19 protein-coding genes are annotated in these 18,119 nt (G+C 62.2%); 13 read left to right on the top strand and 6 right to left on the bottom strand.

All coding sequences use genetic code 11. The annotated features are described in order from the left end of the window. The first annotated feature begins 60 nt into the window (after positions 1-60). Both J3B00_RS23455 and pdeM read left to right on the top strand, forming a co-directional pair. Entirely contained in the window at positions 61-2,556 is a 2,496-nt protein-coding gene (locus J3B00_RS23455) for a ligase-associated DNA damage response DEXH box helicase (protein ID WP_209872693.1), read from the top strand. Beyond that, entirely contained in the window at positions 2,522-3,181 is a 660-nt protein-coding gene (gene pdeM, locus J3B00_RS23460) for a ligase-associated DNA damage response endonuclease PdeM (protein WP_209872696.1), read from the top strand. The genes J3B00_RS23455 and pdeM overlap by 35 nt, the downstream gene beginning before the upstream one ends. Here the strand turns inward: pdeM and J3B00_RS23465 are convergent, their stop codons facing one another. Both J3B00_RS23465 and dcd read right to left on the bottom strand, forming a co-directional pair. Continuing rightward, complete coding sequence (locus J3B00_RS23465; protein ID WP_209872699.1) at positions 3,182-3,415, bottom strand: hypothetical protein; 234 nt, start codon at positions 3,413-3,415, stop codon at positions 3,182-3,184. 97 nt (positions 3,416-3,512) lie between these two features. Continuing rightward, on the bottom strand, positions 3,513-4,079 hold the full coding sequence (gene dcd / locus J3B00_RS23470) for a dCTP deaminase (protein ID WP_186556221.1): 567 nt from the start codon (positions 4,077-4,079) through the stop codon (positions 3,513-3,515). A 327-nt stretch (positions 4,080-4,406) separates the two neighbouring features. Here dcd and J3B00_RS23475 point away from each other — a divergent pair, with 327 nt between their 5' ends. Further along, on the top strand, positions 4,407-4,616 hold the full coding sequence (locus J3B00_RS23475) for a cold-shock protein (RefSeq protein ID WP_209872702.1): 210 nt from the start codon (positions 4,407-4,409) through the stop codon (positions 4,614-4,616). Between the two features lie 235 nt (positions 4,617-4,851). On the opposite strand, the gene apbC is transcribed toward J3B00_RS23475, so the two are convergent. Then, complete coding sequence (gene apbC / locus J3B00_RS23480) at positions 4,852-5,946, bottom strand: iron-sulfur cluster carrier protein ApbC (protein WP_209872705.1); 1,095 nt, start codon at positions 5,944-5,946, stop codon at positions 4,852-4,854. 160 nt (positions 5,947-6,106) lie between these two features. Here apbC and metG point away from each other — a divergent pair, with 160 nt between their 5' ends. The 7 genes from metG to J3B00_RS23515 all read left to right on the top strand — a co-directional run bounded on the left by metG (position 6,107) and on the right by J3B00_RS23515 (position 11,796). After that, the gene (metG, locus tag J3B00_RS23485) at positions 6,107-8,146 is read left to right on the top strand and encodes a methionine--tRNA ligase (protein WP_209872708.1); all 2,040 of its coding nucleotides are present in this window, start codon (positions 6,107-6,109) and stop codon (positions 8,144-8,146) included. A gap of 93 nt (positions 8,147-8,239) precedes the next feature. Continuing rightward, positions 8,240-8,788: an Rnf-Nqr domain containing protein gene (locus J3B00_RS23490; protein WP_209872711.1), complete on the top strand. Its 549-nt coding sequence runs from the start codon at positions 8,240-8,242 to the stop codon at positions 8,786-8,788. Next, positions 8,785-9,756, top strand: coding sequence for an RnfABCDGE type electron transport complex subunit D (locus J3B00_RS23495; protein WP_209872714.1), 972 nt, complete (start codon positions 8,785-8,787; stop codon positions 9,754-9,756). The genes J3B00_RS23490 and J3B00_RS23495 overlap by 4 nt, the downstream gene beginning before the upstream one ends. Further along, positions 9,753-10,352: an RnfABCDGE type electron transport complex subunit G gene (locus tag J3B00_RS23500; RefSeq protein ID WP_209872718.1), complete on the top strand. Its 600-nt coding sequence runs from the start codon at positions 9,753-9,755 to the stop codon at positions 10,350-10,352. Before J3B00_RS23495 ends, J3B00_RS23500 begins: the two co-directional genes overlap by 4 nt. Continuing rightward, entirely contained in the window at positions 10,345-10,869 is a 525-nt protein-coding gene (locus tag J3B00_RS23505; RefSeq protein ID WP_209872722.1) for an Rnf-Nqr domain containing protein, read from the top strand. The genes J3B00_RS23500 and J3B00_RS23505 overlap by 8 nt, the downstream gene beginning before the upstream one ends. A 4-nt stretch (positions 10,870-10,873) precedes the next feature. Then, the gene (gene nth, locus J3B00_RS23510; protein WP_209872725.1) at positions 10,874-11,512 is read left to right on the top strand and encodes an endonuclease III; all 639 of its coding nucleotides are present in this window, start codon (positions 10,874-10,876) and stop codon (positions 11,510-11,512) included. A 104-nt stretch (positions 11,513-11,616) separates the two neighbouring features. Continuing rightward, positions 11,617-11,796 carry a hypothetical protein gene (locus tag J3B00_RS23515; RefSeq protein ID WP_209872728.1) on the top strand — a complete coding sequence of 60 codons (180 nt, stop codon included), beginning with the start codon at positions 11,617-11,619 and terminating at the stop codon, positions 11,794-11,796. Positions 11,797-11,883: 87 nt separating this feature from the next. Here J3B00_RS23515 and J3B00_RS23520 read toward each other — a convergent pair whose 3' ends face one another. Next, the gene (locus J3B00_RS23520; RefSeq protein ID WP_209872731.1) at positions 11,884-12,510 is read right to left on the bottom strand and encodes a response regulator transcription factor; all 627 of its coding nucleotides are present in this window, start codon (positions 12,508-12,510) and stop codon (positions 11,884-11,886) included. Between the two features lie 338 nt (positions 12,511-12,848). Here J3B00_RS23520 and J3B00_RS23525 point away from each other — a divergent pair, with 338 nt between their 5' ends. Continuing rightward, positions 12,849-13,286, top strand: a complete 438-nt coding sequence (locus J3B00_RS23525) for a hypothetical protein (RefSeq protein ID WP_209872734.1) — start codon at positions 12,849-12,851, stop codon at positions 13,284-13,286. Between the two features lie 680 nt (positions 13,287-13,966). Here the strand turns inward: J3B00_RS23525 and J3B00_RS23530 are convergent. Both J3B00_RS23530 and J3B00_RS23535 read right to left on the bottom strand, forming a co-directional pair. Then, positions 13,967-15,184, bottom strand: coding sequence for an argininosuccinate synthase (locus J3B00_RS23530; RefSeq protein WP_209872737.1), 1,218 nt, complete (start codon positions 15,182-15,184; stop codon positions 13,967-13,969). A 131-nt stretch (positions 15,185-15,315) separates the two neighbouring features. Next, positions 15,316-16,272: an OmpA family protein gene (locus J3B00_RS23535; RefSeq protein ID WP_209872740.1), complete on the bottom strand. Its 957-nt coding sequence runs from the start codon at positions 16,270-16,272 to the stop codon at positions 15,316-15,318. Between the two features lie 130 nt (positions 16,273-16,402). Here J3B00_RS23535 and pyrC point away from each other — a divergent pair, with 130 nt between their 5' ends. Then, positions 16,403-17,449, top strand: coding sequence for a dihydroorotase (gene pyrC, locus J3B00_RS23540; protein WP_209872743.1), 1,047 nt, complete (start codon positions 16,403-16,405; stop codon positions 17,447-17,449). Then, on the top strand, positions 17,446-18,108 hold the full coding sequence (gene rnt / locus J3B00_RS23545) for a ribonuclease T (protein ID WP_209872746.1): 663 nt from the start codon (positions 17,446-17,448) through the stop codon (positions 18,106-18,108). Before pyrC ends, rnt begins: the two co-directional genes overlap by 4 nt. Positions 18,109-18,119 lie beyond the last annotated feature (11 nt).

The raw sequence follows: 18,119 nt of genomic DNA on the forward strand, positions 1-18,119 counted from the left end.
GTAAAACCAATCGTAGCGGCCAACGGTCTGTAGAAACACAGCCTCCGACGGACCTGCCGCATGCCCGCTACCACCGACCTTGCCAACGCCTGGTTTGCCGCACGCGGCTGGCAGCCCTTCGCGTTCCAGCGCCAGGTCTGGGCCGCTGTCGAACGCGGCGAATCCGGCCTGGTGCATGCCAGCACAGGGGCCGGCAAGACCTACGCGGTGTGGCTGGCGGCCCTGCGTGCCTTTGCCAAGGCCCCAGCGGCCAAGCAAGCGGCGCCCCTGCATGTGCTCTGGATCACGCCGATGCGCGCCCTGGCCGCAGACACCGCACGCGCCTTGCAAACCCCGCTGGATGACCTCGGCCTGAACTGGAGCGTGGGCGTGCGCAGCGGTGATACCAGCGCCGCCGAACGGGCCCGGCAATCCCGGCGCCTGCCCAGCACACTGGTCACCACCCCGGAGAGCCTTACCCTGCTGCTGACCCGCGAACATGCCGCGCAGGACTTCTCCAACCTGCGCATGGTAGTGGTCGACGAATGGCACGAACTGCTCGGCAACAAGCGTGGTGTGCAGTTGCAACTGGCCTTGGCGCGGCTGCGCCGTTGGCATCCAGGGCTGGTGGTCTGGGGGCTCTCGGCGACCCTCGGCAACTTGCCCCACGCACAAGAAGTACTGCTGCCAGCTGGCGGCTCACTGGTCACTGGCCGCCAGGACAAACGCTTCGAAGTGGATACCCTGCTGCCCGAGGCCATCGAGCGCTTCCCTTGGGCAGGCCACATGGGGCTGAAAATGCTCGCTCAGGTCAGCGCCGAAATCGACGCCAGCAGCAGTTGCCTGGTATTCACCAATACCCGCGCGCAGGCCGAACTCTGGTACCAGGCCCTGCTCGACCAGCGTCCCGATTGGGCTGGGCTGATTGCCTTGCACCACGCCTCGCTGGCCCGGCAGACCCGCGACTGGGTCGAGCGCAGCCTCAAGCAGGGCACGCTCAAAGCAGTGATTTGCACCTCCAGCCTCGACCTTGGGGTGGATTTTTTGCCCGTGGAGCGGGTGCTGCAGATTGGCTCCGCCAAAGGCATCGCCCGCCTGCTGCAACGGGCCGGGCGCTCTGGCCATGCGCCGGGACGCGCCTCACGGATTACCCTGGTGCCGACCCATAGCCTGGAGTTGGTCGAGGCCGCCGCGGCCCGCCAGGCCCTGGCCGCGGGCCACATAGAAGCGCGCCAGTCACCGCGGCTGAGCATGGACGTGCTGGTCCAGCACCTGGTCAGCATGGCCCTGGGCAGCGGCTTTCGCCCGCACGAGCTGCTCGAAGAGGTGCGCAGTACCTGGGCCTTTCGTGACCTGCGCGACAGCCAGTGGCAATGGGCGCTGGATTTTGTCTGCCACGGCGGCAACTCGCTGACCGCTTACCCTGACTACCAACGCGTGCAGGCGCACCCTGACGGCCTCTGGCGAGTGGCCAGCGAGCGCCTGGCCCGGCGCCATCGCATGGGCATCGGCACCATCGTCAGCGAGGCCAGTATCAACCTCAAGTACTGGAGCAAAGGCGGTGGCGGGAAAAACCTGGGCAGCGTCGAAGAGGCATTCATCGCCCGCCTGCGTCCCGGCGACACGCTGGTATTTGCCGGGCGGATCCTGGAACTGGTGCGGGTCGAGAACATGACCGCCTACGTGCGCCGCAGCACCGCCCGCAAAGCCGCCGTGGCACGCTGGAATGGCGGCCGCATGCCGCTCTCGAGTGAGTTGGCCGATGCCTTGGTCGAGCAGCTCGACGCCGCCGCCCGTGGCCACTTCAACGGCCCGGAAATGCGCGCTGTACGGCCCTTGCTGGCCCTGCAACAAGCCTGGTCGGCGCTGCCTACTCAACACACCTTGCTGGCCGAGACGTTTACCTCACGGCAAGGCTCGCACCTGTTTCTGTACCCCTTTGCCGGGCGCATGGCCAACCTCGGCCTGGCCAATCTGGTGGCTTGGCGGGTCAGCCGCGTGCAGCCGCTGTCGGTGTCGATCGCCGTCAGCGACTATGGCTTTGAGCTGCTCAGCCCGAGCAGCGTCGACTGGGCAAACTGCCTGCCGTCAGCACTGTCCACGGAAAACCTGCTCGAGGATGTACTGGCCAGCCTCAACGCTGGGGAGATGGCGTTGCGGCGCTTTCGCGAAATTGCCCAGATTGCCGGGCTGGTATTTGGCGGCTATCCGTCAGCGCAAAAGAGCACGCGTCAGATCCAGGCGTCCAGCGGCTTGTTTTATGAAGTGTTTCGCAAGCATGACGCCAGCAACCTGTTGCTTGGCCAGGCGCGAGACGAAGTGCTGCGCGAGGAGCTGGAAATCGAGCGGCTGCACCGGCAACTGCTCAAGCTGGGCAAATTGCGTCTGGATCTACAGGTCTTGCGCCGGCCCGGGCCCTTGGCGTTTGCACTCTTGGTCGAGGGCATGCGCGAAACCCTCAGCACGGAGAAACTGGCCGACCGTATCGCACGGATGGTCGCCGACCTGGAAAAGGTCGCGGACAAACCCCGAAAGGAGAGAGATGGACCAGCACCTGGTAATCGAGCATTGCGGTGAGACCCTCTGGCTACTGCCCGACAAGGCCCTGTACTGGCCGGCGCGGCGCGCCTTGCTGGTGGCTGACGTGCACATCGGCAAGGCAGCCAGCTACCGCGCCCTGCACCAGCCGGTACCGCGTGGGACTACCGATGCAACCTTGGCCCGCCTTGATGCGTTGTTGGCGACGCATGACTGCGAGCAATTGATCGTACTGGGCGACTTCCTCCACGCGCGCCCTGCGCGCGCGCCGGCCATTGTCGCCAAGCTGATGGCCTGGCGTCAGCGCCATGACGGGCTACGGATCATCTTGGTAAGAGGCAACCACGACCGGCATGCGGGCGACCCGCCCGCCGCACTGGGCATCGAAGTGATGGAGGAACCGTGGCTGCAAGGGCCGTTTGCCCTTCAGCATGAACCCACCGCGCACGCCACCCACCCGGTCCTGGCCGGGCACGTTCATCCGGTGTTCGTGTTGCGAGGCAAGGCACGCCAGCGCCTGCGCCTGCCATGCTTTCTGATCGACAGTAGCGTCAGCCTGTTGCCAGCGTTCGGCGAATTTACCGGCGGCTGGACAGTCGAGCCCGACTCAGCCACCCGCGTCTATCTTGCGGGCGCCGAGCAGGTCTGGGCGGTGCAGCGCTGATCAGGCGACGGGGGCGGGAGGTGGCTCATCGGGCAAGGTCGGCTCACCCGGCTCCATCGGCGGATTATCGCCGGGCTGGGGCGGCTGAGGGGTATCCGGACCGGGCTGATGCGGCACGCCTCCGGCCTGTAACGGCAATGGCGGATGGGCCAGCAGTGACCATGCCAGCAAACCGATCTGGTTGGTCTGCTGGAGGTTGGCCAGCTTCTCACTGACGGTGGGATGGAGTTTCATAGGCAGCTCCTGACGAGAGCCGGCGCACGTCATGCGCGCCGGAACTGTTCAATCGTTGGAGTGCCAGGCGGGAAAGTAATTCCCCGCGCTCGTCGGATCAGGTCCGCGGCAGGGTCACGCCACGCTGGCCCTGGTACTTGCCGCCACGGTCCTTATAGGACACTTCGCACTCTTCATCGGATTCGAGGAAGAGCATCTGCGCCACGCCTTCATTGGCGTAGATCTTGGCCGGCAATGTGGTGGTGTTGGAGAATTCCAGGGTCACATGGCCTTCCCACTCTGGCTCAAGTGGGGTGACGTTGACGATGATGCCGCAGCGCGCATAAGTGCTCTTGCCCAGGCAGATGGTCAGGACGTTGCGCGGAATGCGGAAGTACTCGACGGTACGCGCCAGGGCGAAAGAGTTTGGCGGGATGATGCAGACGTCACTCTTGACGTCGACAAAGCTGCCGGCATCGAAGTTCTTCGGGTCGACGGTGGCCGAATTGATGTTGGTGAACACCTTGAATTCGTCGGCGCAGCGTACGTCATAGCCGTAGCTGGAGACGCCGAACGAAATGACCCGGCTGTCTGCTTCGCCGCGCATCTGGCGCTCGACGAACGGTTCGATCATGCCGTGTTCCTGCGCCATGCGGCGAATCCACTTGTCCGATTTGATGCTCATGGCGGGGGGTGTCCTGAGAGTGCGAGGTGAAAAACAAGATGCGCATCTTACCGGTCCCGGGGCCTGGGTTAAAGTTCCGTGCCGCATCCCGTGCCGGACGGGGCCTGCGGCCGCCGCCGATCCGAATTTCATCAAACCGGCTATTGACCATTGGCAGGTTGGGGAAAGTGGGTTAAGGTGACGCCACTGTGCTGCACGTGACACCGAGAATCTCTAGTTTGATGCACGATTTCCATCGGCCCATCGCTGAATTTTCCTACTCTTTGCACTCAGTCCGGCCAGGGCGTTTCCTGTGCCGAAATTTACTTTGTCCAAGGAGACAGACACATGTCCAACCGTCAAAACGGTACCGTCAAGTGGTTCAACGATGAAAAAGGCTACGGCTTCATCACCCCTCAATCGGGTGACGACCTGTTCGTGCACTTCAAAGCCATCCAAGCTGACGGCTTCAAGACCCTGAAAGAAGGCCAAGCTGTTACTTTCGTCGCTACCCGCGGCCAGAAAGGCATGCAGGCTGAAGAAGTTCAACTGGCCTAAGTCAGTTTAGCTTCAGAAAAACCCGCTTCGGCGGGTTTTTTTATGCCTGGTGTTTGGCAGCATATCCTGTTTGACGCTAACCGTGTTCACAACGCCCCTCCTTGTAGGAGCGGGCTTGCCCCGCGAACACCGGCGCAGCCGGTGCCATAAATCAGGCTTGCCCGGGCCGGCCTCTTCGCGGGACAAGCCCGCTCCTACAGGTGAGATGTGCTCTGCGCGAGCCGCGGTGGCGTCATCAGTCTTCGCTGATCGTTATGCTCGGCATCGCCGGTGTAGCGGCTTCCTGCAGAACGATGCGCGCACCGACCTGACGCGCCAGCTCCTGGTAAACCATGGCTATCTGGCTTTCGGGCTCGGCAATCGCAGTCGGCTTGCCACTGTCAGCCTGCTCGCGGATCAGCATCGACAGCGGCAACGAAGCCAGCAGTTCGACGCCATACTGCGCCGCCAGCTTCGCACCGCCACCCTCACCGAACAGATGCTCGGCATGGCCACAGCTCGAACAAATGTGCACAGCCATGTTCTCGACCACGCCCAACACCGGGATGTTGACCTTGCGGAACATCTCCACGCCCTTGCGCGCATCCAGCAAGGCCAGGTCTTGCGGCGTGGTGACGATGACCGAACCCGCCACCGGGACTTTCTGTGCCAGCGTCAGTTGGATGTCGCCGGTGCCCGGCGGCATGTCGATCACCAGGTAATCAAGATCGTCCCAGGCAGTCTGGGTGACCAGTTGCAGCAGTGCCCCGGAGACCATCGGCCCACGCCAGACCATCGGCGTGTTGTCGTCGGTGAGAAACGCCATCGACATGACTTCAACGCCATGCGCCTTGAGCGGCACGAACCACTTCTGCTCGCGAATCTGCGGACGCGTGCCTTCCGGGATACCGAACATCACGCCCTGGCTGGGGCCGTAGATGTCGGCATCGAGAATGCCCACCCGGGCGCCTTCGCGAGCCAGGGCCAAGGCGAGGTTGGCCGAAGTGGTCGATTTGCCCACTCCACCCTTGCCCGAGGCCACGGCAATGATGTTCTTCACGTTGGCCAGGCCCGGCACTTGCGCCTGAGCCTTGTGCGCAGCAATCACGCAATCGATCGAGACCTGCGCAGCGCTGACCCCATCGAGGTTTTCAATGGCGTTTTGCAGTACCTGCGCCCAGCCACTCTTGAACAACCCTGCGGCATAACCCAACTGCAGCTGCACGCTGACCTGGCTGCCCTGGACGTCGATGGCGCGCACGCAACCGGCGCTGACCGGGTCAAGGTTCAGGTAGGGGTCGGTGTACTGGCGAAGGACGGCTTCGACGTCGGCACGTGTGACGGCACTCATGGAGGCTCCCGTAGGCAAGATCTGGAATTGAAACAGTCGCCTATGCTAACCCGTCAATCGTCAGCAGGCGCGTCGATGGGGTGAAATATATTTGCCGTGCCTTTATAGTGGCCGATCACCCTTGTTTTTCATCGTAGCCAGAGTAAGTAGCCGAGCCACCATGTCCGAGCCACGTCAGATTCTCGTCACCAGCGCCCTGCCCTATGCCAACGGATCCATCCACCTTGGCCATATGCTCGAGTACATTCAGACGGACATGTGGGTTCGCTTCCAGAAACTGCGCGGCAACCAGTGCATCTATGTCTGTGCCGACGATGCCCACGGTTCGGCGATCATGCTGCGCGCCGAGAAGGAAGGCATTACGCCGGAGCAACTGATCGCCAATGTCCAGGCCGAGCACAGCAGCGACTTCGCCGCCTTCCTGGTCGACTTCGACAACTTCCACTCGACCCACTGTGAAGAAAACCGTGAGCTGTCGAGCCTGATCTACAACCGCCTGCGCGAAGCCGGTCACATCGCCAACCGTTCGGTGACGCAGTACTTCGACCCTGAAAAGGGCATGTTCCTGGCCGACCGTTTCATCAAGGGCACCTGCCCCAAGTGCGCGGCCGACGATCAGTACGGTGACAACTGCGAGAAATGCGGCGCCACCTACGCTCCGACCGAGCTGAAGAACCCCAAGTCGGCGATTTCCGGTGCCACCCCGGTCCTCAAGGATTCCCAGCACTTCTTCTTCAAGCTGCCTGATTTCCAGGCCATGCTCCAGCAGTGGACCCGCAGCGGCACCCTGCAGGATGCGGTGGCCAACAAGCTCGCCGAATGGCTCGATTCCGGCCTGCAGGAGTGGGATATCTCGCGCGATGCGCCGTACTTCGGCTTCGAGATCCCGGGCGAGCCGGGCAAGTACTTCTACGTCTGGCTGGACGCCCCGATCGGTTACATGGCCAGTTTCAAGAACCTCTGCGCGCGCCGTCCCGAGCTGGATTTCGACGCCTTCTGGAAAGAAGACTCCAGCGCCGAGCTGTACCACTTCATCGGCAAGGACATCGTCAACTTCCACGCCCTGTTCTGGCCAGCCATGCTCGAAGGCGCAGGCTTCCGCAAGCCGACCGCGATCAACGTGCACGGCTACCTGACCGTCAACGGCGCGAAGATGTCGAAGTCGCGCGGCACTTTCATCAAGGCGCGCACCTACCTTGATCACCTGGCGCCGGAATACCTGCGTTACTACTACGCCGCCAAGCTGGGCCGTGGCGTCGATGACCTCGACCTGAACCTGGAAGACTTCGTGCAGAAGGTCAACTCTGACCTGGTCGGCAAGGTGGTGAACATCGCCAGCCGGTGCGCCGGTTTCATCCACAAAGGAAATGCAGGCGTACTGGTCGAGGGCGACGCCGCTCCCGAGCTGACTGAAGCGTTCCTGGCCGCAGCACCATCCATTGCGGAAGCTTACGAGGCGCGCGATTTTGCCCGTGCCATGCGCGAGATCATGGCCCTGGCCGACCGCGCCAACGCCTGGATCGCCGACAAGGCCCCATGGTCGCTGGCCAAACAGGAAGGCAAGCAGGACGAAGTGCAGGCTATCTGCGCCCAGGGCGTCAACCTGTTCCGCCAACTGGTGATCTTCCTCAAGCCGGTACTGCCGCTGTTGGCCGCCGACGCCGAGGCGTTCCTCAATGTTGCGCCACTGACCTGGAACGACCACCAGTCGCGCCTGGAAAACCATCAGCTGAACGCCTTCAAACCGCTGATGAGCCGCATCGAGCCGGCCAAGGTCGAAGCCATGATCGCTGCCAGCAAGGAAGACTTGCTCGCCGCCCAAGGCGAAGTGCCTGCTGGTAACGGTGAACTGAGCAAGGACCCGCTGTCCGAAGAAATCGAGTTCGACACCTTCGCTGCAGTCGACCTGCGTGTCGCGTTGATCGTCAAGGCCGAGGCAGTAGCGGGTGCAGACAAACTCCTGCAACTGACCCTGGACATCGGCGACGAGCGCCGCAATGTGTTCTCCGGGATCAAGTCGGCCTACCCTGACCCATCCAAGCTGGAAGGCCGCCTGACCATGATGGTTGCCAACCTCAAGCCACGCAAAATGCGCTTTGGCGTGTCGGAAGGGATGGTCATGGCTGCCGGCCCTGGCGGTGAAGAAATCTACCTGCTCAGCCCTGACAGCGGCGCCAAGCCGGGTCAGCGCATCAAGTAACGCCCCCAAGCCCCGGCCTTAGCGCCGGGGCTTTTGCATTGCCTGCCGCGGTGCCGGATATACTCACTGCAGCCCACGGCTTTCGGCATCCCCATGAGTGACTATGTTCTGGTTGTGGTCAGCGCGGCGCTGGTCAATCACCTGATCCTCTCCCCTGGACCGCGCTCCCGCGCACAGGTGCACCTGCTCGGCGCGAGTTGCGCACTGCTGATGCTGACAGGGATGATCGGGGCAAAACTACTGGTAGAGCGGGTCCTGCACCCTTTGCAGTTGCACGACCTGCAACTGTTCGCGCTGCTGCCGTTGCTGGCTTCGCTGGCCTGGTGGCTGCCCAGCCTGCTCGCCCGCCTGCACCCAGAAGCGTCCATCGAAGCCCTGCGGCCAGCGCTGCTGGGCAACGTGACGGTGCTCGGCCTGATGTTGCAGGTGGCCAACGAGCCAGGCAGCTGGTCATCGACCTTGGCTGGCGGGCTCTGCGCCGGCGTGGCCCTGTGGTTGGCCCTGGCCTGGCTCGACGACCTGCAGCAGCGCAGCGAGCACGCCGACATCCCCCACGCCCTGCGCGGTCTGCCCATCGTGCTGATAGGCGCTGGCGTGATGGCCATGGCCTTTTGCGGCTTCAATGGACTCTTTACACAATGAGCCAGACAGCTGATCTACGCGTGCGTGACGCCATGGGACAAGTGTTGCTGGCCTGCCTGCCGGGTCTGCTGGCGCTCTGCTGGCTGCACGGTTGGGGCGTGCTGTTCAACCTGATCCTCTGCACTGTGTTCGCTTTGGCCAGCGAAGCCTTGATCCTCAAGCTGCGCGCTCAGGCGCTGTCGCCGACGCTTCTCGATGGCAGCGCCTTGGTCAGCGCCGTGCTGCTGGCAGCCGCCTTGCCGCCCTACGCCCCCTGGTGGCTGCCAGCAATCGCTGCCAGCATCGCCATCGGCCTCGGCAAGCAAGCCTTTGGCGGCGTCGGCCGCAATCTGTTCAATCCGGCGATGGTCGGCTATGTCGCGGTACTGCTGAGCTTCCCCCAGCAGATGAACCACTGGCCCGGCCCGCCCCCCGGGTTGATGGAGGCGCTGTATCGGGTGTTCGGCGACAGCGGGATCGATGCCTGGGCGCAACCTACAGCGTTGGATGCCCTGCGTCACAACCGCAGCCTGACCGTGGAAGAACTGTTCGCCCAGCATCCAGGGTTTGGCAGGGTGGGCGGCCACGGTAGCGAATGGGTCAACCTGGCGTTTCTGCTGGGTGGGCTGTTCCTGCTCCAGCGCAAGGTGTTCAGCTGGCACGCCCCCGTTGGCGTGCTCTGCGCCTTGGTACTGTTCAGCCTGCTGTGCTGGAACGGCTCAGGCTCCGACTCGAACGGCTCGCCGCTGCTGCACCTGTTTACCGGCTCGAGCATGCTCGCGGCCTTTTTCATCGCCACCGAGCCCATCTCTGGGCCGAAGCTCGCCCTGGCCCGCCTGCTGTTCGGCATTGGCGTCGGCGCGCTCGTCTACCTGATTCGAACCTGGGGCAGTTATCCCGACGGTACGGCCTTCGCCATACTCCTGATGAACCTTGCCGCGCCCGCCCTGGACCGCCTGGCAGCAAGCCGCCAACAGGTGACGCCATGAACGCTTGGGCGCGCCAGGCGCTGTTGCTGACACTGCTGGGCAGCTTGTCGGTAGCGGCCACCCTGACCTTGCGGCACTGTACGCGCGCACCGATCGAGCAGGCCCAGCGCGAGCTGGATAATGCCCAGTGGCTCACCGTGCTCCCTAGCGCCAGCTACGATAACGACCCACTGCAGGCGCCGCTTGACCTGCCTGTCACCCAGCTTGAGCACAGCCAGCTGCTCGCCGGCTATCGCGCCACTCAAGCGGGTAAACCCAGCGCCGTGCTGTTGCGCAGCCTGACTCAAGGCTACGCCGGCCCAATCGAGTTGGTGATCGCCATTGATCGCAGCGGACGCCTGCTCGGCATATCGGTTGTGCAGCAGCAGGAGAGCCCGGGCCTGGGTGACAGGCTGGTAGACCCGAGCCTGCACTGGCTGGAACAGTTCACCGGACGCAGCCTCGACGACGGCTGGGCGCTGAGGCGTGACCAAGGCGACTTCGATCAGTTGGCCGGGGCGACGGTCACCTCGCGCGCGGTACTAGATGCGCTGCAGGATGCCTTGCGCTATTTCGATAGCCAGCAAGCGCGTTTATTGGAGACCCGCCGTGAGTAGATTCTGGCTGTTGGGCATCAGCCTCGCGCCCCTGCTCGGGGCCACCCGCACGCTGCCCCACGCGGCAGCCATTGCCGCTTGCTCGACCTTGCTGATGGTCCTGCACCAGGCCTTGCTGGCAGTCCTGGCCAGAGGGCTCAGCCACACCGCCCGACTGGCTGCAAGCCTGCTGTTGATCGCCGCATTGGCAAGCTGCCTGCAATTAGGCCTGCGCGCCTGGGCACTACCCATGGCCTTGGCGTTGGGGTATTACCCGGCGCTGCTCAGCCTGCAATGCCTGGCTGCCGATCAACTGCTGCCCAAGGAGGCCCGCTGGCGCACGCTCGCCCTCCACCTGAGCGGATTGGTGGTGCTGTGCCTGCTGCTCGGTATCCTCCGGCAATGGCTGGGCAACGTCGCCGGCCTGCACCTGATCAGCCTCGCCCCCGGTGGATTGATACTGCTCGGCCTGCTGCTGGCCTTGTACAATCGCCTGCGTCCGGGGCTCGCCCCCTCTCGTCGGCAAGGAAACCTTTGACCCAATGAATGCTGCCAAACGCCTGGAGATCTTTCGCAGGCTGCACGAAGACAACCCCGAGCCGAAAACTGAACTCGCCTACAGCACGCCGTTCGAGCTGCTGATTGCGGTAATACTCTCGGCCCAGGCTACGGACGTCGGCGTCAACAAGGCCACCGCTCGCCTGTATCCGGTTGCCAACACACCGGAGGCGATTCATGCCCTGGGGGTCGATGGCTTGAGTGAATACATCCGCACCATCGGCTTGTACAACAGCAAGGCGAAAAACGTTATCGAGACCTGCCGCCTGCTTGTTGAATTGCATGGCAGTGAAGTCCCGCAGACCCGCGAGGCGCTCGAAGCGTTGCCTGGCGTTGGTCGCAAGACCGCCAATGTGGTGCTCAACACGGCGTTTCGCCAGCCCGCAATGGCGGTTGATACGCATATTTTCAGGGTCAGCAACCGCACCGGGATCGCCCCTGGCAAGACCGTGCTGGAGGTAGAAAAAAAACTGATGAAGTTCGTTCCCAAGGACTACCTGCTCGACGCCCATCACTGGCTGATCCTGCACGGGCGCTACGTGTGCCAGGCCCGCAAGCCGCGCTGTGGCAGTTGCCGCATCGAAGACCTGTGCGAATACAAGCTGAAGACCTCGGACGATTGAGCCGATAGTTAAAAACCGGCTTGTACGATTGAAAAAATCTTTTTTACCGGCATCGCGTTTCTCGTTATAAGGACGGCCAATGGCCCCTTGGCTTGGAGCAACGCATGAGTACCGATAAAGACGAGCTGTCGATCGACGAAGACTTCACCAGCGACGCAGATGAAGACGCGCAGCCTCAGGTGGAAGTCGCGAAGACCAACCTGAACAAGCGCCGCACCATTGATAACCTCCTCGAAGAACGGCGGCTGCAGCGCCAGCTCTCTGATTACGATTACGACATGTAGTCGTACGCGCATGAGCGGTGATCCGACTTGACCCGCGAACCGGTCGACAGTGCCAGTGCGCGGGGCAGTCAACAGCCATGGGGGAGTTCAGCTCAGCCCATGGCGCTGGGCCAGTTCAATCAGATCTACCAGCGAGCGGGCGTTGAGTTTGAGCAACAAGCGAGTCTTGTAGGTACTTACCGTCTTGTTGCTGAGAAACATGCTGTCGGCGATGTCCTTGTTGCTCTTGCCCCGCGCCAGTTGCTGCAACACCATCATTTCCCTGGCGGAAAGACGATCGACCATTTCAGTCTCGGTTCCTCTGTTCAAACTGCCGCGTGTCTTGTGCAGGGCCTGGTTGGGAAAGTAGCTGTAGCCCGACAACACTGCCTTGATCGCACTAAGCAACTCGGTCAGTTCCTGTTGCTTGCACACGTACCCGGCGGCTCCGGCCTGCATGCAACGCATCGAAAAATGCCCTGGGGCCTGCGAGGTCAGGACCAATACCTTGCTGCACGGGCTGGCCAGGTGGATACGCCCGATCACCTCGAGCCCATCGAGCTTGGGAATGCCGATGTCCAGCACGACGATATCCGGCAGGTAGTCGCGGGTCAGTTGCAACGCATCCACGCCATTGTCGGATTCTGCCACTACCTCATAGCCATGCCGCTCCATCAGCATGCGTACGGCCAGGCGAATAACCGGATGATCATCCACGATAAGCACTTTATTCATGCGATATCCATTGATTCGTTATTTTTCCAGGCACCACCATAACCGAGCGCAACGCCTAATGGCGCGACGCCTTGCCCATTCAAATGATGCAGAGATGGAACTTACATTAAATAAGGAAGCGTCCTACAAACTTGGCATTAGCAGCCTGTGTCTTCGCGGCTCTGCACTGTCAAAGTGAACCTCGGCTAAACATTTTGAATGGCTCAATTTCAGGTAAACGATAGCCGCGGGGTGAGTGGCGCGATGGCCGGCAACCACCTCTACTAGAGCAATCGAGCCATCTGCCTTAGCCCTCCCGCTTGCCGTACACATGCACAAAACAGAAGCAGGGCCGCGTCATGAAGATAGAAAAGAGCCTGACCCCGCTGACGCTCATAGCAATCTTCGCGGGCATCATCGAAGCTTCCGCATTGGCGTCTCTGCCGTTTCTCAGCGAGAAGAGCCAGACGATCTATACCTGGTTCCTGGTAGGTTTCCCGTTCTTCCTCACGGTATTGTTCTTCCTTACGTTGAACTTCAACCATCAAAGCCTGTACTTGCCCGGCCCGCATGAGGAGGCTGACAGGGCTCAGGTGCAGGGCGAACTCAGGGACGACAGGATCATTGCCTTGTCGGGCCCGGAGGCTGGCAAGATGATCGAGGCGCATGTACTGCGCTGCATCAATCAGGCGGATCCGCAGGCGCAGAGTTGGACTTTGTTCAACCTTGAAACGCGCATTCGGATTGGTTTGTCGGTGAGTGCCATGGCCAGTGACGAGAAGCGCTCGGTGTTTTGATTGGGGCGTGCTGAAGTCATGGAGACAGGGTGATTTGGAGGTACTTCATGACTTGGTTTGGCTCTGGAATTGTGCGCTTATCCATTTGATGTAGTGGCACTACTGGCCCCTTCCGCCCTTACGGCGCTGCGCTGCGGGTTCCCTCGCTCCGGTCTTGCTCCTGAAGTCGCGAAGTTACGGGCGGCGTCTGGGCTGGCGTTGTTTTTGATAGTGGCATGGGTGGTGGATATTCGGGCCTCTTCGCGGGACAAGTCGGATCGCCGCACCGCCGCCCCTACAGGTATTGCGCAAACTTTGAATTCGGCGCAATCCCTGTAGGAGCGGGCTTGCCCCGCGAAGAGGCCGGTACTACCAATGCAAATCGCAGGGCGCAGCCCTGCCAGCCACACCACAAATCCGCTGGTAAATAAACAAAGCGAGAGCGCAGCGATTCGCCAGCCGTTGCCCTGGCCGTTGATCTTGATCTTGCTCTTGATCTACCAGCGACTTCAGGAGGCCGAGCGCAGGTCTTGCGCAGGGAGGTGGAGGCCATGGATGGCCGGAAAGCGCTGAGGCCCAGGATGGGCCGTACAGCGCGGTCCTCCCGGAGCAAGACCGGAGCGAGGCCCCCCCCCCCCGTAAACACCCGAAAAAAAACCCCGGCACCAGGCCGGGGTTCATTTCAAGCAACTAGCACCAGATCACAGCAACGAACGACCCTTGTTCGCAGCAATCCGCATACGCAGGGCATTGAGCTTGATGAAGCCAGCAGCATCAGCCTGGTTATAGGCGCCACCGTCCTCTTCAAACGTCGCAATGTTGGCATCGAACAGCGAATCATCCGACTTACGACCAACAACAGTAACGTTGCCTTTGTACAGCTTCAGACGCACCACGCCATTCACGTTGACCTGCGAAGCATCGATCATCTTCTGCAGCATCACGCGCTCCGGGCTCCACCAGTAACCGGTGTAGATCAGGCTCGCGTACTTGGGCATCAGCTCGTCTTTCAGGTGAGCGACTTCACGGTCGAGGGTGATCGACTCGATGGCACGGTGGGCGCGCAGCATGATGGTGCCGCCTGGCGTCTCGTAGCAGCCGCGCGACTTCATGCCGACATAGCGGTTTTCAACGATGTCCAGACGACCGATACCGTTGGCGCCGCCGATGCGGTTGAGGTCAGCCAGAACGGTAGCCGGGGACTTCTCGACACCATCGATGGCGACGATGTCACCATTGCGATAGGTCAGCTCGAGGTAGGTCGCTTGGTCCGGGGCGTTTTCCGGAGAAACGCTCCATTTCCACATGTCTTCTTCGTGCTCGGTCCAGGTATCTTCCAGGACACCGCCTTCGTAGGAGATGTGCAGCAAGTTGGCGTCCATCGAGTACGGCGATTTCTTCTTGCCGTGACGCTCGATCGGGATGCCGTGCTTCTCGGCGTAATCCATCAGCTTCTCGCGGGACAGCAAGTCCCACTCACGCCATGGAGCGATAACCTTGACGCCCGGCTTGAGCGCATAGGCACCCAGCTCGAAACGCACCTGGTCGTTGCCTTTGCCGGTCGCGCCGTGGGAAATGGCGTCGGCGCCGGTTTCGTTGGCGATTTCGATCAGACGCTTGGCGATCAGCGGACGAGCGATGGAAGTACCCAGCAGGTACTCGCCTTCGTAGACGGTGTTGGCGCGGAACATCGGGAACACGAAGTCGCGCACGAATTCTTCGCGCAGGTCGTCGATGTAGATTTCTTTCACGCCCATCGCCTGAGCCTTGGCGCGGGCCGGTTCGACCTCTTCGCCCTGCCCCAGGTCAGCGGTGAAGGTCACCACTTCGCAGTTGTAGGTATCCTGCAGCCACTTGAGAATCACCGAAGTATCAAGGCCGCCGGAATACGCCAGTACGACCTTATTTACGTCCGCCATGCCATCACTCCACGGGGTTGTACGGAAAGCGATTGATTCTACCGGCGTCGCGGCAAAATTTACAGTGGGGCGACAGCTTCTGACGACAAAGCGACAGTAACTGTCGACAGCGCGACTTCTGCTCGGAGCGCTTAGAGCTGCTTGGCAGCGGGGGGGCTGGCCGGGGCAGCAGGTGCAGCCGTTGGCGCAGGCCCAGTGGCAGGCGACTCGAGCGGCTTGTCGACGGGTTTTACCACCGGCGTGACGCGATCCAGCTCGATATTGACCCGGCGGTTACGTGCCCGATTGGCCGCGCTGTTGTTCTTCACCAGTGGGTAGCGCTCGCCATGGAAGCGCACGCTGATCTGCTCATCCGGTACGCCATGCGCCTTGAGGTAGTCGGCCACGGCCAAGGCGCGCCGGCGCGAGTCCTCGCGGTTGGCCAGGCGATTGCCACCATTGTCTGAATGACCGTTGAGCTCGATGTGGTTCACCGAAGGGTCAGCCTTGAGGTACTCGAGAATTACGTCAAGCCGTGCCCGGCCATCACTGTCCAGATCGATCCCGCGGGGGAAACCGACCTGGGTCTGGCGTATCTGGTCGTAGTTCATCGGCAGCAGCTTGCTGGCACACGCCTGATAGTCGCCGTAGGCCTGGGCAAAGCTCACCGGCAACACGCGCACCTCCATGGCCCGCCCGCCTTCACCGGCATAATTGCGCACCACCGTACTGCGCCCATCGAGCAGCCCGTTGATCAGGCGGCTGGCCTGGCCCTGCGATGAGCTGAACAAGACGCCGGTGCGCGCCATGCGTACCGCGCCGAGGTTGATATCACTGCGCCCCGGCTGCCACGGCGCGGCGGCCGCGAGCAATGTCGCCGAGCCCGCGCCGAGCACATTGGTGTCCGAGCGCAAGCGGAAAATCGGCTGCTCGCCGGCCCGACGAACGAATTCGCCGCTGCCAAAGCCATCGATCGGCTGGACCAAACGGCATTCGAACTGGTCGCCCTCGACCTTCCAGGCGATGTTCTCCATCCGGGTCTGGAAGGTCAGTGCGCCTGCCGGCAGGCTGGCAAACAGAGTGAACAGGGCTAGGTAATGCTGGCGCACGGGAGGCTCCACAAATTCTGACGGCTTACCTGCAGGCTATCGGTCGGTCGCGGGAAAACTTGATAGCCGTGCTCGGCCAAGGGTTTTCCGGTAGCATTCACCCCTGAGTTCGACCCGCCTGGAATTCCCAATGTCCGACCGCCTGACCCTCCTGCGTCCCGACGACTGGCACATCCATCTGCGCGATGGTGCCGTCCTGCCTCACACCGTTGGCGACGTAGCGCGTACCTTCGCCCGTGCCATCATCATGCCCAACCTGGTTCCGCCAGTGCGCGACGCCGCCGAAGCTGGCGCCTACCGGGAGCGGATTCTTGCCGCTCGTCCGGCAGGTAGCCGCTTCGAGCCACTGATGGTGCTCTACCTCACCGACCGCACCAGCCCCGAAGACATTCGCGCGGCCAAGGCCAGTGGGTTCGTGTATGCCGCCAAGCTGTATCCGGCAGGCGCCACGACCAACTCCGACTCCGGCGTGACCAGCATCGACAAGATCTTCCCGGCCATCGAAGCGCTGGCCGAGACCGGTATGCCGCTGCTGGTGCACGGAGAAGTGACACGTGCCGAGATCGATGTATTCGACCGCGAGAAGCGTTTCATCGACGAGCACATGCGCCGTCTGGTCGAGCGTTTCCCTACGCTCAAAGTGGTGTTCGAGCACATCACCACCGCCGATGCAGCGCAGTTCGTCAGCGAAGCGCCGGCCAATGTCGGTGCGACCATCACCGCCCAGCACCTGTTGTACAACCGCAACCACATGCTGGTCGGCGGCATTCGTCCGCACTTCTACTGCCTGCCGATCCTCAAGCGCAACACCCACCAGGTGGCGCTGCTGGATGCGGCCACCAGTGGTAATCGCAAGTTCTTCCTCGGCACCGACTCGGCCCCCCACGCCCAGCATGCCAAGGAAGCCGCCTGCGGCTGCGCCGGCTGCTACACCGCGTACGCCGCGATCGAGATGTACGCCGAGGCGTTCGAGCAGCGTAATGCGCTGGACAAGCTGGAAGGCTTTGCCAGCCTGCATGGCCCGGCGTTCTATGGCCTGCCGGCAAACACCGACACCATTACCCTGGTCCGCGACGAGTGGACTGCGCCGAGCAGCCTGCCGTTCGGCGAGCAAACTGTCATCCCGCTGCGCGCCGGTGAAAAACTGCGCTGGCGCCTGCTGGAGGAAAACGCGTGAGTGAAGATCTGTACGAAGACGAGCAGGATGCTCCAACCGGTGGCCCCCGCCACCCGATGGCCGAGCGCTTCCGTGGCTACCTGCCGGTCGTCATCGACGTCGAGACCGGTGGTTTCAACAGTGCCACCGACGCGCTGCTGGAAATTGCCGCGGTCACTATCGGCATGGACGAAAAGGGCTTCCTGTTCCCTGAACACACCCACTTCTTCCGCGTAGAGCCGTTCGAAGGGGCCAACATCGAAGCCGCTGCCCTGGAATTCACCGGGATCAAGCTCGATCACCCGCTGCGCATGGCGGTGAGCGAGGAAAGTGCCCTGACCGAAATCTTCCGCAGTGTGCGCAAGGCCCTCAAGGCCAACGGCTGCAAGCGGGCGATTCTGGTCGGTCACAACAGCAGCTTCGACCTCGGCTTCCTCAACGCTGCGGTGGCGCGCAACGACCTCAAGCGCAACCCGTTCCACCCGTTCTCCAGCTTCGACACCGCTACCTTGGCCGGCCTCGCCTACGGCCAGACCGTGCTGGCGCGAGCCTGCCAGAGCGCGGATATCGACTTTGATGGTCGTGAGGCACACTCGGCCCGTTACGACACCGAGAAGACCGCCGAGCTGTTCTGCGGCATCGTCAACCGCTGGAAGGACATGGGCGGCTGGCGGGACTGATGTCCATGCCG

Source organism: Pseudomonas sp. BP8, from assembly GCF_017875955.1.
GTDB lineage: Bacteria > Pseudomonadota > Gammaproteobacteria > Pseudomonadales > Pseudomonadaceae > Aquipseudomonas.